Annotated in this window: 14 protein-coding genes; 12 read left to right on the forward strand and 2 right to left on the reverse strand. The window is 69.5% G+C overall.

The features are described 5' to 3' along the window. The 11 genes from ACLQ6X_RS07200 to ACLQ6X_RS07250 all read left to right on the forward strand — a co-directional run. Window positions 1–826 (forward strand): ABC transporter permease (locus tag ACLQ6X_RS07200; protein ID WP_411699495.1); only part of this gene is annotated, 826 nt, incomplete at its 5' end. After that, window positions 823–1,659: an ABC transporter ATP-binding protein gene (locus tag ACLQ6X_RS07205; RefSeq protein ID WP_411699496.1), complete on the forward strand. Its 837-nt coding sequence runs from the start codon at window positions 823–825 to the stop codon at window positions 1,657–1,659. The genes ACLQ6X_RS07200 and ACLQ6X_RS07205, both read left to right, overlap by 4 nt. Further along, the gene (locus ACLQ6X_RS07210) at window positions 1,656–2,426 is read left to right on the forward strand and encodes an ABC transporter permease (protein ID WP_411699497.1); all 771 of its coding nucleotides are present in this window, start codon (window positions 1,656–1,658) and stop codon (window positions 2,424–2,426) included. Before ACLQ6X_RS07205 ends, ACLQ6X_RS07210 begins: the two co-directional genes overlap by 4 nt. 37 nt (window positions 2,427–2,463) lie before the next feature. Continuing rightward, window positions 2,464–3,612 (forward strand): ABC transporter substrate-binding protein, encoded by a 1,149-nt coding sequence (locus ACLQ6X_RS07215; RefSeq protein WP_411699498.1) that lies wholly within the window; start codon window positions 2,464–2,466, stop codon window positions 3,610–3,612. 101 nt (window positions 3,613–3,713) lie between these two features. After that, window positions 3,714–5,054, forward strand: a complete 1,341-nt coding sequence (locus ACLQ6X_RS07220; RefSeq protein WP_411699499.1) for an aspartate aminotransferase family protein — start codon at window positions 3,714–3,716, stop codon at window positions 5,052–5,054. 397 nt (window positions 5,055–5,451) lie between these two features. After that, the gene (locus tag ACLQ6X_RS07225) at window positions 5,452–6,030 is read left to right on the forward strand and encodes a YceD family protein (protein ID WP_411699500.1); all 579 of its coding nucleotides are present in this window, start codon (window positions 5,452–5,454) and stop codon (window positions 6,028–6,030) included. Beyond that, complete coding sequence (rpmF, locus tag ACLQ6X_RS07230) at window positions 6,030–6,233, forward strand: 50S ribosomal protein L32 (protein ID WP_097061410.1); 204 nt, start codon at window positions 6,030–6,032, stop codon at window positions 6,231–6,233. Before ACLQ6X_RS07225 ends, rpmF begins: the two co-directional genes overlap by 1 nt. Window positions 6,234–6,260: 27 nt before the next feature. Further along, the gene (gene rnc, locus ACLQ6X_RS07235) at window positions 6,261–6,959 is read left to right on the forward strand and encodes a ribonuclease III (RefSeq protein WP_411699501.1); all 699 of its coding nucleotides are present in this window, start codon (window positions 6,261–6,263) and stop codon (window positions 6,957–6,959) included. Between the two features lies 1 nt (window position 6,960). Next, a complete protein-coding gene (mutM, locus tag ACLQ6X_RS07240; RefSeq protein WP_411699502.1) occupies window positions 6,961–7,857 on the forward strand; it encodes a bifunctional DNA-formamidopyrimidine glycosylase/DNA-(apurinic or apyrimidinic site) lyase in 897 nt (298 codons plus the stop codon). A gap of 52 nt (window positions 7,858–7,909) precedes the next feature. Next, window positions 7,910–8,851: an aldo/keto reductase gene (locus ACLQ6X_RS07245; RefSeq protein ID WP_411699503.1), complete on the forward strand. Its 942-nt coding sequence runs from the start codon at window positions 7,910–7,912 to the stop codon at window positions 8,849–8,851. Between the two features lie 140 nt (window positions 8,852–8,991). After that, a complete protein-coding gene (locus ACLQ6X_RS07250; RefSeq protein WP_411699504.1) occupies window positions 8,992–9,603 on the forward strand; it encodes a hypothetical protein in 612 nt (203 codons plus the stop codon). On the opposite strand, the gene ACLQ6X_RS07255 is transcribed toward ACLQ6X_RS07250, so the two are convergent. Further along, window positions 9,596–10,669 (reverse strand): N-acetyltransferase family protein, encoded by a 1,074-nt coding sequence (locus ACLQ6X_RS07255; RefSeq protein WP_411699505.1) that lies wholly within the window; start codon window positions 10,667–10,669, stop codon window positions 9,596–9,598. The genes ACLQ6X_RS07250 and ACLQ6X_RS07255 overlap by 8 nt on opposite strands. Further along, the gene (locus ACLQ6X_RS07260) at window positions 10,666–11,751 is read right to left on the reverse strand and encodes a GNAT family N-acetyltransferase (RefSeq protein ID WP_411699506.1); all 1,086 of its coding nucleotides are present in this window, start codon (window positions 11,749–11,751) and stop codon (window positions 10,666–10,668) included. Before ACLQ6X_RS07260 ends, ACLQ6X_RS07255 begins: the two co-directional genes overlap by 4 nt. Window positions 11,752–11,867: 116 nt before the next feature. Here ACLQ6X_RS07260 and smc point away from each other — a divergent pair. Then, window positions 11,868–15,003: chromosome segregation protein SMC (gene smc, locus ACLQ6X_RS07265; protein WP_411699507.1), on the forward strand; the 3,136-nt coding region annotated here is incomplete at its 3' end.

A 15,003-nucleotide genomic window follows, 5' to 3' on the forward strand; every position in this document is an offset into this window, starting at 1 on the left:
CTACAAGGCCGTCGGGCCAGCCGACGGCTGGGTCATCGGCGCCGAAGAAGCCGTGCGCGGCTCCGGTCTGCGCGTGCTGCCGCGCACCAGCGACCTCGCGATGCCCCACGTCTGGGAGATGTTCGCCCGGTTGGGCGACCCGATCACGGGCGCGACCGACGCGCAGCCGCTCTGGCTCGCCGTGACCCTCGCCGCCCTGTTCAGTCTCGGTGTAGCCGCTGCCGGCCTGCTGATCGCGCTCGTCGTCGGTTTCGCCCTCGCCCTGCTGATGCAGCGTTTCCGCGTCGCCGAGTCGGCCGTGCTGCCGCTCGTGATCCTCAGCCAGACGGTGCCGCTCATCGCTCTCGCCCCGCTCGTGAAAGGCTGGGGCTCGAAGCTCGAGTTCGGCCCGTTCGAGTGGGAGAACTGGATGTCGGTGGCCGTGATCGCCTCGTACCTCGCGTTCTTCCCGATCGCGGTCGGCGCCCTGCGCGGTCTGCAGTCGCCCGACGTCATCCACACCGAACTCATGCACTCCTACGCGGCGAGCCGCTGGCGCACCCTCGTGCACCTCCGTCTGCCGGCGAGCGTGCCCTACCTTCTTCCCGCCCTGCGCCTCGGCGCGGCCAACGCCGTCGTCGGCACGGTCGTGGCCGAGGTCTCGATCGGCCTGCCCGGCGGCATCGGTCGCATGATCCTCGAGTTCGCGAACTTCGCCTCGAGCGACCCGGCCAAACCCTGGGCCCCCATCTTCGGCGCGATCGTACTCGGCCTCGTGGCCGCCGGTCTCGTCGCCCTACTCGGTCTGGCCTTCGGCCGGTACCGTCGCGCGGAGGTACACGCATGAGCCACACTTCGGTCCCTGAGCTTGTCGAAGGGCGGCCCGCGGTCGACGTCCGGGGCGTCGACCGCACGTTCACAAGCCAGAAGGGCGCGACGGTCACCGCGCTCAGCGACGTGAGCCTCACCGTGGCTCCCGGCGAATTCGTCTCGCTCATCGGGCCGAGCGGCTGCGGCAAGAGCACGCTGCTGCGCCTCATCGCCGACCTCGACACCCCGACCGCGGGAACCATCACCGTGTTCGGCAAGCCCGCCCGGCAGGCCCGTCTCGACCAGGACTACGGCATCGCCTTCCAGCAGGCCGGGCTGCTGCCGTGGCGCACGGTCACCGCCAACATCGAGCTGCCGCTCGAGCTGCACGGCGTCGCCAAGGCCGCGCGCGCCGCCCGGGCGAGGGAGCTCGTCGAGCTCGTCGGTCTCGGCGACTTCGCCGACCACTACCCCGACCAGCTCTCCGGCGGCATGCAGCAGCGGGTGGCCATCGCCCGGTCGATCGCCGAGCGGCCCCGGCTGCTGCTGATGGACGAGCCGTTCGGCGCGCTCGACGAGATGACGCGCGAGCACATGCAACTCGAGCTGGTGCGCATCACCGCCGAGACCGGGGCCGCCGTCGTGTTCGTGACGCACTCGATACCCGAGGCCGTGTTCCTCTCCGACCGCGTCGTGGTGATGTCGCCCCGCCCCGGGCGCATCCGCGACATCGTCGACGTGCGTCTCGGAGCGGCGTCCGAACGCGGAGAGGACCTGCGCGAAAACGCGGGCTTCTTCGAGACCGTCACGAGGGTGCGCGAGGCGCTGCACGGTTCGGATGCGCCCGCGGTGGGAGTGGACCTGCGATGAACCGGACGGCCTCGTCGTTCGTCACCCGGGTGCTGCCACCCGTCGTGCTGTTCGTGCTGCTGCTCGCGGTCTGGCAGCTCGCGGTGGTGGTCGGCGGCATCCCGCCGTTCCTGCTGCCGAGCCCGGCGGCGATCGTCGACCGGTTCGCCGAACTGTTGCCGAGCATCGTGGCGGCGAGCCTCGTGACGGGCGGCAATGCCCTCGTCGGGCTGGTCATCGGGTCGGTGCTCGGGGTCATCGCGGCCGTCGTCGCCGCGTTCGTGCGCGTGCTCGACGAGATGTTCGCGCCGGTGATCGCCGCGATCGCCGTCGTGCCGATCGTGGCGCTCGCACCCGTGCTCTACACGATGTTCGGGGCCAACTTCGAGGTCGCGCGGGTGATCGTGGCGGCGATCGCCGTGTTCGTGCCCGTGTTCATCAACAGCCTGCGCGGGCTGCGGCAGGTGCGCCCGGTGCACCGCGACCTGATGCGCGCCTACGCGGCATCCGGATGGCGCACGGCGCGCACGGTGACGATCCCGAGTGCCCTCCCGTTTATGTTCACGGGGCTGCGCATCGCCTCGTCGCTCGCGGTGATCTCCGCGGTCGTCGCCGAGTATTTCGGCGGACCGCGCTCGGGGATCGGGTCGTTCATCACGTCCGCGGCATCCGGAAGCAACTACGCCAGCGCCTGGGCCTTCGTGGTCGGCGCGATCATCGTCGGACTCGTCTTCTACACGGCGACGCTGGCCGTCGAGAAGCTCTTCACCCGTCACCGACCCACCTGAACCCCCACCCAAGAGATCCACAACCAGGAGGCACCAGTTGAAGCACAGCACACGAATCACCTTCGGGCTCGCCGCAACCGCGGCGGTCGGCGCGCTCGTCCTCTCGGGATGCAGCGCGAGCGAACCGGACGCCGACAGCGACTCGGGCTCCTCGGGGCTGACCGAGGTCAAGCTGCAGTTGCAGTGGCTCACGCAGGCCCAGTTCGCCGGGTACTACGCCGCAGCGGCCGAGGGCTACTACGAAGACGAGGGCCTCGACGTGGAGATCATCCAGGGCGGCGGCGACATCGTGCCGCAGGACGCGCTGGCCAACGGCGACGTCGACTACGCGATCTCCTGGGTGCCCAAGGTGCTCGGATCGATCGAGAACGGCGCGAATATCACCAACGTGGCGCAGATCTTCGAGCGCTCGGCGACCCTGCAGGTGTCGTTCGCCGACCAGGGAATCACCTCGGCCGCCGACCTCGCCGGCAAGACCATCGGAAGCTGGGGCTACGGCAACGAGTGGGAGCTCTACGCCGGCCTCAACGAGGCGGGTGTCACCGACGAGGTGACCGTCGTGTCGCAGAACTTCGACATGAACGCGCTGCTCTCCGGCGACATCGACGCCGCGCAGGCCATGACCTACAACGAGTACGCGCAGCTGCTCGAGACCGTCGACCCCGAGACCGGCGAGCTGTACACGGCCGACGACTTCACCGTCATCGACTGGAACGAGGAGGGCACCTCGATGCTGCAGGACGCAATCTGGGCCGACGCCGGGCGGCTCGCCGACGACGCCGACTACGCCGAGACGACCGTGAAGTTCATCAAGGCCTCGATCAAGGGCTGGGCGTTCGCTCGCGACAACGCGCAGGAGGCCGCCGACCAGGTGACCGCCGCGGGCTCCACCCTGGGGCTCTCGCACCAGTTGTGGATGACCAACGAGGTCAACAAGCTGATCTGGCCGTCGACCTCGGGCGGCGTCGGCATGATCGACACCGCGGCGTGGGAGGCGACCGTCGCCATGGCGCTCGAGACGAGTAACGAGACCGGCGCGACGATCATCACCGAGGAGCCGCCGGCCTCCGCCTACTCGAACGAGTACGTCGAGCAGGCCCTCACCGAACTGCGCGACGAGGGAGTGGATGTCGAAGGCGCCGACTTCGAGCCGCTGACCGTCGAACTCAAGCAGGGCGGCGAGTAGCCTCGCACCAATGCTCCCTGAGCCGCACCTCGGTTCCTGGGCTTGTCGAAGGGCCCTTCGACAAGCTCAGGGAACGCCCGATCCATCACGAAGGACGCATCATGAACGACCTGAACCCCGCCGACGGCCAGCTCGCCTACGACCTCGACCGCGCCCACGTCTTCCACTCCTGGAGCGCACAGGCGGCACTGACGCCGCTCGTGATCGCCGGGGGAGCGGGCTGCGACGTCTGGGACTTCGACGGCAACACCTACCTCGACTTCTCCAGCCAGCTGGTGAACACCAACATCGGCCACCAGCACCCGGCCGTCGTCGCCGCGATCAAGGCGCAGGCCGACGTGCTCACGACCGTCGCGCCCGCCCACGCCAACCTCGCGCGCGGCGAGGCGGCCAAGCGCATCCTCGCCCGCGCCGGCTCGACGTTCGGAAAGGTCTTCTTCACCAACGGCGGTGCGGATGCCAACGAGAACGCCATGAGGATGGCACGCCTGACGACGGGGCGCGACAAGGTCCTCTCGACCTACCGCTCGTACCACGGCAACACGGGAGCGGCCGTGGTCGCCACCGGCGACTGGCGCCGGGTGCCCAACGAGTTCGCGCGCGGCCACGCCCACTTCTTCGGGCCCTTCGAATACCGTTCGGAGTTCTGGGCCGATTCGCCCGAGCAGGAGTCCGCGCGCGCCCTGCAGCACCTGGAACGCGTCATCCAGTCGGAGGGCGCCTCGTCGATCGCGGCCATCCTGCTCGAGACCATTCCGGGAACCGCCGGCGTGCTCGTGCCGCCGCCCGGCTACCTGCGCGGTGTGCGCGAGCTGGCCGACAAGTACGGCATCGTGCTCATCTTCGACGAGGTGATGTGCGGTTTCGGGCGCACGGGCGGCTGGTTCGCCTTCCAGAGCCTGGCCGACGACGACGGTCCCGTCGTGCCCGACCTCATCACCTTCGCGAAGGGCGTCAACTCGGGTTACGTGCCGGCCGGCGGCGTCATCATCTCGGAGACGATCGCGCAGGCGTTCGAGCAGCAGGTGTTCCCGGGCGGGCTCACCTACTCGGGCCACCCGCTCGCGATGGCGTCGATCGTGGCCGCGCTCGACGCGATGGACGCGGACGGCATCGTCGACAACGCCCGCACGATCGGGAGCGACCATCTGGCACCCGGCCTCGCCGAGCTGGCGGCGAAGCATCCGATCATCGGCGAGGTGCGCGGCATCGGCGTCTTCTGGGCCCTCGACCTCGTCTACGACCGCGAGACCCGCGAACCGGTGTCGGGCGTGGTCATCGCACAGCTGAAGAAGGAGCTCATGGCCAGGGGCCTGCTGCCGTTCGCCGCCGACAACCGCATCCACGTCGTGCCGCCGTGCATCGTGACGCCCGAGGAGGTCGCGCGCGCCCTGGCGATCTACGACGAGGCGTTCACGGCGGTCGAGGCGACACTGGCCTAGCGCGAACGAGCGCGAGCGGGGACAGTTTTGGTCGCCAGACGCGCTATCTCCGGCGCCGATCGCGCAACAAGCGACCAAAAGAGGCGTCGGGCAGTGCAGGTGGCGGATCGGGCGCGCATGGATCGCGAGATGTCGTGAATCGGGGTTCGCGCGGTGCGACTGGGCCAGTTTGTGACGACTGGATACGCCGAAGGCCACCATGCGAGGCGGCTTTGGCGGGCGGGGACAGTTTTGGTCGCCAGACGCGCTATCTCCGGCGCCGATCGCGCAACAAGCGACCAAAAGAGGCGTCGGGCAGTGCGGGTGAGCGTCATTTTGGCAACTGGAGGCGATTGCGCGGGATGGATCGGGTGCGCGCACGAGCGCTGACGGCGCCAGTCACGTAGAATTGCCGGTTGTGTCGAACTTCACCCCCACCCCGTTCACCGTCCCGGTGTACGACCTCATGCACCGCTCCGGTGAGATGCGAGAGCACAACCTCGATGTGGTCGTACCCGAACCCTTCGGCAATGCCCTGATCGGCATCGCCGAGAACGCGAAGATGCACCTCGACGTGCGCCTCGAAGCCCTCCACGACGGCATCCTGGTCTCCGCAGACGTCACCTCGGTCGCCACCGGCGAGTGCGGTCGATGCCTCGATGAGATCGAACTGCCGGTCGAAGTCGAGATTCAGGAACTTTTCGCGTACTCTGTTGACGAAGCTTTTGACTACACGGTTGTCGAGGATCACATTGACCTCGAACCGTCCGTCAGGGATGCGGTAGTGCTGTCACTGCCGTTTCAACCGGTATGTCGTCCGGATTGCCCAGGCCTCGACCCGGAAACGGGCGAAAGGCTGGCCGATTTTCCGGACAGGAAACCCAAAGAAATCGTAGATCCTCGCTGGTCCGCGCTCGCCGGGTTCCAGTCGTCCGAATCAGATGTTGTAGGCGAGTCGGAGAAATCCGACAGCGCCGAGAGAGAGAAGAGAAGCTAATGGCTGTACCGAAGCGCAAGATGTCGCGTGCGTCTACCCGCATGCGCCGCGCCCAGTGGAAGGCAACCGCCCCCACCCTGGTGAAGACCATCGAGAACGGCAAGACCGTTTACAGCCTGCCTCACCGCGCAAAGGTTGTCGAAGACTCGACCGGCACGCCCCTGTACATGGAGTACAAGGGCCGCAAGGTCGCGGACGTTTAGTCCACTTGAACTACTGCGAGTCGGCTCGTGACTGGTAACCACTCCAGCCGGGCCGATTTGTCGTCCCTGCTGGCAATCGATATCGAGCCCGCACTACTCGAGCTCGCTCTGACCCACCGCTCCTACGCGTACGAAAACGGGGGAGTGGCGACGAACGAGCGCCTCGAGTTTCTCGGCGACTCGATTTTGGGCCAGGCGGTCACGGTGATGCTCTTCACCGAGCACCCCGACCTCGACGAGGGTGAGCTGGCCAAGCGCCGCGCGAGCCTCGTGTCGACTGTCGCACTGGCCGAGGTCGCCCGGTTCATCGGGCTCGGGCAATACTTGCGCGTCGGCCGCGGCGAAGAACTCACCGGCGGCCGCGATAAGTCGTCGATGCTCGCCGACACGGTCGAGGCCATCATCGGTGCCGCCTATCTCTCCCGCGGCGGCGAAGAGGCCACAGCACTCGTGTACCGGCTGATCGCCCCGCTGCTGGCCGACCCCGAGCGATTCGGCGCCACCATGGACCCGAAGACGAGCCTGCAGGAGCTCTCCGCCCGCAGAAATCTCGGCGCGCCCAGCTACGTCATCGTCGACAGCGGGCCCGACCACCTCAAGCGGTTCCAGGCCACGGTGCTGCTGCAGGACCGCGAGATCGCCACGGGCGTCGGCTCGAGCAAGAAGCAGGCCGAGGTCGCCGCGGCTCTCGACGCGTGGACTCAGCTCTCGCGCGAAGCCCACTAGGGTGCCCGAACTTCCCGAGGTCGAGGTGGTGCGGGCCGGACTCGAACCGGCCGTGAGCGGGGCGACCGTGTCATCCGTCACCGTCTTCGACGAGCGCTCGCTGCGCCGGCACGCCGGCCCTTCCGAAGACTTCGTCGACCGCCTCACCGGGCGCGGCATCGTGTCGGCCGAGCGGCGGGGCAAGTTTCTGTGGTTGCCGCTGGGCGCTTCGACGGGCCCGGGGACCGAGGGTGAGGGGCCCGAGGCCCTCGTCGTGCACCTCGGCATGAGCGGGCAGGTGCTGCTGCGCGACCGCGAGACCGACGACAGGCTCACGCGTATCCGCATCGAGCTCGATCACCCGTTCCACCGCCAGTTGCGCCTCAATTTCGTCGACCAGCGCATCTTCGGATCGATGGCGATCGACCGGTTGGTGCAGACCCCGGATGCGCCCAGCGATCTCGTGCCCAGTCAGGTCGCGCACATCGCCCGCGATCCGCTCGACCCGCTGTTCGATGACCGGGGGTTTCTCGCCCGGCTTGCGCGGCGCAACACCGGGGTCAAGCGGGCTCTGCTCGACCAGACGCTGCTCAGCGGAGTCGGCAACATCTACGCGGACGAGGCCCTCTGGGCGGCGCGCGTGCACTACGACCAGCCGACGTCCACGCTCAGCCGGCCGCGCGCGAAGCTGCTGCTCGCCGAGGTGCGCCTCGTGCTGGCGAAGGCGCTCGGCGAGGGTGGCACGAGCTTCGACGCGCAGTACGTGAACGTGAACGGGGCGAGCGGCTACTTCTCGCACTCGCTGAACGCCTACGGGCAGCAGGGAAAGCCGTGCCCGCGCTGCGGTCGGCCCATCACGAGGGTGTCGTTCATGAACCGCGGCTCGCACTTCTGCGCGTTCTGCCAGCGCGTGCGCTGAGCCCGTGCGCTGAGCGCGGAATAGCCGGTTCGCCGAGCGGGTTGCCCTTCGCATGACAAAAATCGGCAACTCAGACCTCGACGTCTTCCCGCTCGCGCTCGGCGGCAACACCTTCGGCTGGACCTCCGACGAGCAGACCTCCCACGCCGTGCTCGACGCGTTCGTGGCATCCGGCGGTAACTTCGTCGACACCGCCGACGGGTATTCGTCGTGGGTGCCCGGCAACTCGGGTGGGGAGTCGGAGACCATCATCGGCAGCTGGTTCGCCGCCCGCGGCAATCGCGACTCCATCGTGCTCGGCACGAAGGTGAGCCAGCACCCCGAGTTCCAGGGACTCGGCGGCGCCAACGTCATCGCTGCAGCCGACGCCTCGCTCGACCGCCTCGGAACCGACTACATCGACCTCTACTACGCCCACTTCGACGACGCGTCGACCCCGCTCGAGGAGACCGCGTCGGCGTTCAACGACCTGGTCGTCGCGGGCAAGGTGCGCAACATCGCCCTGTCGAACTACACGGCGGCGCGGGTCGCCGAGTGGTTCGACATCGCCGAGCGCAACGGCTTCGCGCTTCCCGTGGCGCTGCAGCCGCACTACAACCTCGTGCATCGCGAGCCGTTCGAGAGCGACTTCGGCGCGATCGTCGCCGCGAAGAACCTCGGCGTCGTGCCGTACTACGCGCTGGCGAGCGGATTCCTCACCGGCAAGTACCGCACGGCCGACGACCTCGGCCAGTCGCCGCGGGGCGGCGGAATCGGCGGCCTGCTGAACGAGAGCGGCCTCGGGGTGCTGGCGGCGCTCGATGCCGTGGCGTCCGAGCGCGGGGTAGCCGTGGCATCCGTGGCCCTCGCCTGGCTGCGCACCCGGCCGGGCGTCGTCGCGCCCCTCGCGAGCGCGCGCACGACCGGACAGCTGCCCGACCTGATCGCCTCCGCGCCGCTCGAGCTGACGGCGGACGACATAGCCGCCCTCGACGCCGCCTCGGCGAAGATCTAGTCTCACGAGTTGCCACAAAACGGGGTGCCGGCGGTCGTTGGTGCCCAGTTAGTGACAGGTCGCGGCAGCTCCACTCAGTCGAAAGTCTGATGCGCAGCGCCGCGACCCCCGGCTATCGTTCGAGGATGAGAAGCCCTCGAATGCTGCCCGCAGTCGCGCTCGTGCTGCTCGCGCTGGCGGGGTGCACTCTCGCAGAACCCGGTGCTGCCGCGCCGACGAAGACCGCCCAGCCGTACGCAATCGACCAGGGCGAAGTCGCTAAGACGCTCGGCGAAGTGCCCGAGGGTGAACCCATGACGCCCGAACGCACGGCCGACTTCATCACGCGCTTCCAGGACTGCCGCTGGGAACTGGTGACACGGTCGTACCCAGAGGCGGTGCGTCCCGCGGTGACTGTCGCCGACACCACCGGCGCCGGCGCCCGGGCGTGTATGTCGGATGGTCTTATCTCCGAGGAGAATGCCATGTCCGACTACGTCTGTCTCGCACAGAATCCGCCGGTGCCGCCCGCGGCGCTCACCGACGCACAGGCCGGATACCTCTACGACTACTGGACCGGATTCGTGCTGCCCTGCTACCACGAGAACGGTTACGAGGTAGAGGCGCAGCCTCCCATCCGCGCCGATTTCGTCGCGCGCTGGCCGTTCCAGAACTGGTCACCGAGGCCGTCGACTCTGGGCGGGGAGGACATCATCGAACTCTTCGCCGAACTCGACCAGTTCTGCCCGGACACGCCCGACGGACTCAGCTGAGCACCTTCTTCCACGCCCCCTCGTAGCCCCACGGCACGAAGCCCAGCGCGTCGTTCAGCTGCAGCATGTTCCGGTTCTCCTCGGCCGTGAACGACAAGACCGACGGATGCCGCGGCTTCACCTCCTCCAGACGCAACAGGTTCGCCGTCTTCAGCAGCATGCCGAGCCGGTGCCCGCGATGTTCCTGCAGCACGATCGTGTCGCCCTGCGTCACCGCGCGCGTGGTCTCCGCCGGAACGTCGAGCTCGGTGTAACCGGCCGCCTCTCCGGTCGGCTGGTGTTCCACGAGCGCGGTGAGCCGCACCCGCGGGCTGGCCTCGAGGTAGTCGTCTTCCGCCCGCACCCGCTCGACGGTCCACGGCGACGTGTCGGGTTCGAGGCCGCCCTGCGGCGCGTCGGTGGCGAGCCGGCCGCGCAGGTCGGCGATCCGCAGCAGGTGCTGCGGCGGTGTGCGGCCCTCCCAGTAGTGCATCCGGTAGTCGATGCCGGCGTCGGCTGTGGCGCCGGCGAACAGGCGCCGCAGCGCGGGCCCGTCCGCGGGTAACGCGAGCCGGCTCATCCGCGCCACCTGTTCCAGGGCGAAGCCGCGCGCGAGCAGGAACCGCGATGCGTCGTCGTCGCGCGGCACCGAGCCGAAGCCGGTGGGCGCCACGATGCGCTCCACCGAGTCGCTCGCGCCCTGGATGACGAAGCCCTGCAGCACCGGGTGCCGCGCATCCGCCGCCAGCGCCTCGACCCGCTCGTACAGCGCCGACCCGATGCCGTGCCGCCGGAAGCGCTGCAGCACCTCGACGGCGATCCAGGCCAGCGGGGTGCCGACCGGCAGCTCGATGACCGCCCGCGCGACGATGCGTCCCGCGACCCTGGCCACGAGCATCCGCTTGCTCTCGAAGGCCTGCGCGTGCCAGCTGGGCAGCAGCTCGTCCGGCCGCACGGCGAGGTCGGAACAGCCGGTGACCTCCACGCCGACCCGGTTGCGCACGCGCGTCATCTCGATGAAGTCGCCGGCGTCCGGTGCGTCGATCGACGCAGGGATCACGAGCTCTCCGATCGAGAAGGCGGTCACGACAGCCGCTTCCTCCAGGCTCCCTCGTAGCCGATCGGCACGAAGCCAAGCTCTTCGTTCACCCGCAGCATGTGCCGGTTCTCTTCGGCGTTGAAGGTGATCACCGACGGGTAGCCGGGATGGTGCTGGTGCAGGGCGGCCAGGTTCGCGACCTTGAGCAGCATGCCCAGCCGGTGGCCGCGGTGTTCGCGCAGCACGAGAGTGTCGAACTGGCCGACCGAGCGCGCGGTGTCGGACGGCAGCGACAGCACGGTGAAACCGACCAGGCGTCCGGTGGGTACGTGCTCGACCGCCGCCGTGAGGGAGGTGCGCGGGCTCGCCGCGTGGCGCTCGTCGTCGGCCGAGACCCTCGCCGCCGTCCACACGTCTTCGGGTTCCTCGAGTCCCGCCGAAGGCGCATCCGTGCTCATGCGCGTGTAGAGCAGCGCGAGGTCGTCGAGCCAGCGCTCGGGCGTCGCGCCGGTCCAGTAGTGCACGGAATAGTCGGCGCCAGAAGCAGCGGATGCCCCGGCGAACGCCGCGCGCAGTTCGCCGTCGTCGAGCGGCAACGGCAGTCGGCTCGCCCGCTCGATCTGTTCGAGCTGGTAGCCCCGCGCGAGCAGGAACCGCACCTCCTCGTTGTCGCGCGGCACCGAACCGGCACCGGTGACGGCGGCGAGCCGCTCGCCCGGACCGTCGGGGGAGGCCGCGTAGACGAGCAGCCGGTCGCGGCCGTCGTCTCGCGCCGCCCGCTCGACGACGTCGGCGATCGCCGTGCCGACGCCGCGACGGCGGAACTCGGGGAGCACCTCGACCGTGACCCACGCCACCCGGTCGCCGGCCTTTTCGACCACGTTCGCCTCGTAGAAGCCGCGACCGACCAGGCGCTCGTCGACGCGCACCCCGAAGAGGCGGTGCGGGGAGTTCTCGTGGTCGAGCCAGAACGGCAGGGTCTCGACGGCGGTCATCTCCAACTCGTGCGTGCCGTAGGCGAGGGCCTCGACGAGGTTGCGCAGCTCGATGGTCTCGACGAAGTCGGCGGCGTTGGGCGAGTCGATGGTCTGGGGTACGACGAGCTCTTCGACGGTGAAGGTGGGTGTCATGAACCCAGTCTCTGCTCAGTCGAGACGGCAGCACAACGCTCCGGGCGCGGCACGACCGGCGCGAACGCGGCGATCCGGTACCGTTGAGCCAGACTTTAGGCCGGAAGGGAGGGCTCGTGTACCTGAAGAGCCTCACCCTCAAGGGCTTCAAATCGTTCGCGCAGCCGACCACCTTCGCCTTCGAACGCGGCGTCACCTGCGTCGTCGGACCCAACGGCTCGGGCAAGAGCAACGTCGTCGACGCGCTGGCCTGGGTCATGGGTGAGCAGGGCGCGAAGACGCTGCGCGGCGGCAAGATGGAAGACGTCATCTTCGCCGGCACCTCGACCAAGGGGCCGCTCGGCCGGGCCGAGGTCATCCTCACGATCGACAACTCCGACGGCGCGCTGCCCATCGAGTACGCCGAGGTGTCGATCAGCCGCACGCTGTTCCGCAACGGCGGAAGCGAGTACGCCATCAACGGCTCGTCGGTGCGCCTGCTCGACGTGCAGGAGTTGCTGAGCGACTCGGGTCTCGGCCGCGAGATGCACGTGATCGTCGGCCAGGGCCAGCTCGACGCAGTGCTGCGGGCGAGCCCCGAGGAACGCCGCGGCTTCATCGAAGAGGCCGCCGGAATCCTCAAACACCGCCGCCGCAAAGAGAAGACCCTGCGCAAGCTCGACGCGATGCAGGCCAACCTGACCCGGCTGAGCGACCTCGCCGGGGAGATCCGCCGCCAGCTCAAGCCGCTCGGGCACCAGGCCGAGATCGCCAAGGAGGCCCAGTCGATCGCGAGCATCGTGCGCGACGCCAAGGCCCGCCTGCTCGCCGACGAGGTCGTCGAACTGCGCGCCGCGATCACGGCGTCGAGCCGCAGCGAGAGCGAGCGCAAGACCGAGCGCATCGTGCTGCAGGAGCAGCTCGACCAGGCGAAGCTGCGCGAACACCGGCTCGAACAGGCGCAGGTCGGCGACGCCGTCGACGCGGCCCGACGCGTGGCGTTCGGCCTCGAATCGGTGCAGGAGCGGCTGCGCAACCTCTACTCGCTCGCCAACCAGCGGCTCTCGCTGCTCGGCCAGCAGTCGGAGGTCGCCGAATCCGCGCCCGGCGTGACCCCGGCCATGGTCGCCGAGGCCCGCGAGGAGGCGGAGCGCCTCACCGAGACGATCGGCGACGCCGAGACCGGTTGGCGCGAGGCGCAGGCGGCCACCGTCGAGGCGCGCGCCACCCTCGACGCGCTCGACGAGGAGATCGCCCACCAGAGCTCGCTCGTCTCCCGCCACGACCTCGAGATCTCGAAGCTCACCGGCCAGGCCGCCACCGCCGCCTCCCGGCTCGCCGCCGTGCGCGGCGAGGTGCTGCGCCAGCAGAACGCCCTCGACGCCGCCCGCGAACGAGGCTCGGTGGCGGCGGCGAACCTCGTCGAGATCGAGGGCGCCGCGACGCTGAGCGACGCGAGCGAGACCGACCTCGACGCGCTCTATCAGACCGCCCAGGCCGAAGTCGTCGCTGCGGAAGCCGACATCGACCGGCTGCGCGAAGAACTGCACGGCCACGAACGCGAACGCGACGCCCTGGGTGCCCGGGTCGGCGCCCTCTCGCTCGCCCTCGACCAGAAGGACGGCTCGAGCGCCCTCGTCGCCGCGCGTCTGGGCGGCATCCGCGGCCTCGTCGCCGAGCACGTGCGGGTGCAGCCCGGCTACGAGGCGGCCATCGCCGCGGCCCTCGGATCGCTCGCCGACGCCGTGCTCGCCGACGACCGCTCGGCCGCCATCGACGCCCTCGCCCACGCCCAGGCGGGCGAACTCGGCCGGGTGGAGCTCGTGGTCGCCGGGTTGGGCTCTGTGCACGGTTTTGCGGGGGCGCTGCCCGCGGGCGCCGTGACCGCCCACAGTGTCGTCACGGCCCCCGCCGGCGTGCTCGGGTTGCTGGCCAACGTGGTGATCGCCGACGATCTCGACGTCGCGCGTGACGTGTGGGAGGGGGCCGGTGAGGGCGCATCCGAGAGCCTGACCATCATCACCACGTCGGGCGACGTGCTCAGCCGCTTCGTGCTGAAGGGCGGGTCGGGCGCCAAGCGCTCACGCCTTGAACTCGTCGCCGACCGCGACGCCGCCCAACACCGGCTCACCGAGGTGCTGTCGCTCATCGAACGCGCTCAGTTCACCCTCGCCGAACAGCGCGGCACGGTGAAGGTCGCCAAAGAGCAGTCGGTGCGCGCCCTCGCGAGCCTGCGCGAGTTCGACTCGCAGCTCGCCGCCCAGACCGAACGCCTGAACCGCGCGCGGGTGCAGGTCGAGGCCGCGGAGGCCGAGGCGGAGCGGCTCGAACGCGGACTGGCGCTCGCCGCAGACGCGGTGACGGATGCCGTCGGTGCCGTCGAGCGCGCGCAGCAAGAACTCGAGACGGCCCAGTCGCGGCCACGGCCGATCCTCGACGTTGGTGCGCGCGAGGGCATCGACGCCGAGCTCGACGCCGCACGCGAGCGCGAGATCGAGGCGCGCCTGCAGGTGGAGACCGCCCGCGAACGGGTGCGCGCGCAGCAGCTGCGCGCCACCCAGCTCGCGGCGCAACTGGAAGCCGAGCGTGCCGCCGCCGAGGAGGCCGCCCGCCGCGCCGTCATCCGCCGCCGCCAGGTGCGGTCGGCCCAGGGCGTCATCGCCGCCCTGCCCGCCGTGCTCGACTCGGTCGACCGTTCGGTGTCGGCCGCGCGCCTCGAACTCGCGACCGCCGAGGCCGCCCGCAGCGCCCAGAACGAGGAACTCGCCGAACTGCGCCGCCACGGCCACGAGCTGCGCGACAAACTAACCACCGTGAGCGAGAACGTGCACGGGCTCGAGATGCAGATATACGAGAAGAAGCTGCACCTCTCCACGCTGCTCGAGCGGGCGGGCGAAGAGCTCGGCCTGGTCGAAGACGTGCTCGTCGCCGAGTACGGGCCCGAGCAGCTGGTGCCCGACGACACGACCTCGGGCGACGAACAGGGAGACGGTGTGCCTTTCGTGCGCGAGCAGCAGCAGGGCCGCCTCGCGCGGGCCGAACGCAAGCTCGCGCAGCTCGGCCGGGTGAACCCGCTCGCGCTCGAGGAGTTCGCCGCGCTCGAGCAGCGGCACAGATTCCTCACCGAGCAGCTCACCGACCTCACCAACACCCGCGCCGACCTCATCACGATCATCGAGGAGATCGACGAGAAGATGCAGGACATCTTCGCCTCGGCCTTCGAAGACACCCGCGCCGCGTTCGACACGGTGTTCCCGGTGTTGTTCCCGGGCG

The organism is Conyzicola sp. (genome assembly GCF_046714715.1).
GTDB lineage: Bacteria > Actinomycetota > Actinomycetes > Actinomycetales > Microbacteriaceae > Conyzicola.

Excerpts from the sequence above, each read along its gene's own strand:
- ACLQ6X_RS07205 (WP_411699496.1), top strand. The coding sequence starts at position 823 with ATGAGCCACACTTCGGTCCCTGAGCTTGTCGAAGGGCGGCCCGCGGTC.
- ACLQ6X_RS07210 (WP_411699497.1), top strand. The coding sequence starts at position 1,656 with ATGAACCGGACGGCCTCGTCGTTCGTCACCCGGGTGCTGCCACCCGTC.
- ACLQ6X_RS07220 (WP_411699499.1), top strand. The coding sequence starts at position 3,714 with ATGAACGACCTGAACCCCGCCGACGGCCAGCTCGCCTACGACCTCGAC.
- rpmF (WP_097061410.1), top strand. The coding sequence starts at position 6,030 with ATGGCTGTACCGAAGCGCAAGATGTCGCGTGCGTCTACCCGCATGCGC.
- ACLQ6X_RS07245 (WP_411699503.1), top strand. The coding sequence starts at position 7,910 with ATGACAAAAATCGGCAACTCAGACCTCGACGTCTTCCCGCTCGCGCTC.
- ACLQ6X_RS07250 (WP_411699504.1), top strand. The coding sequence starts at position 8,992 with ATGCTGCCCGCAGTCGCGCTCGTGCTGCTCGCGCTGGCGGGGTGCACT.
- ACLQ6X_RS07260 (WP_411699506.1), bottom strand. The coding sequence starts at position 11,751 with ATGACACCCACCTTCACCGTCGAAGAGCTCGTCGTACCCCAGACCATC.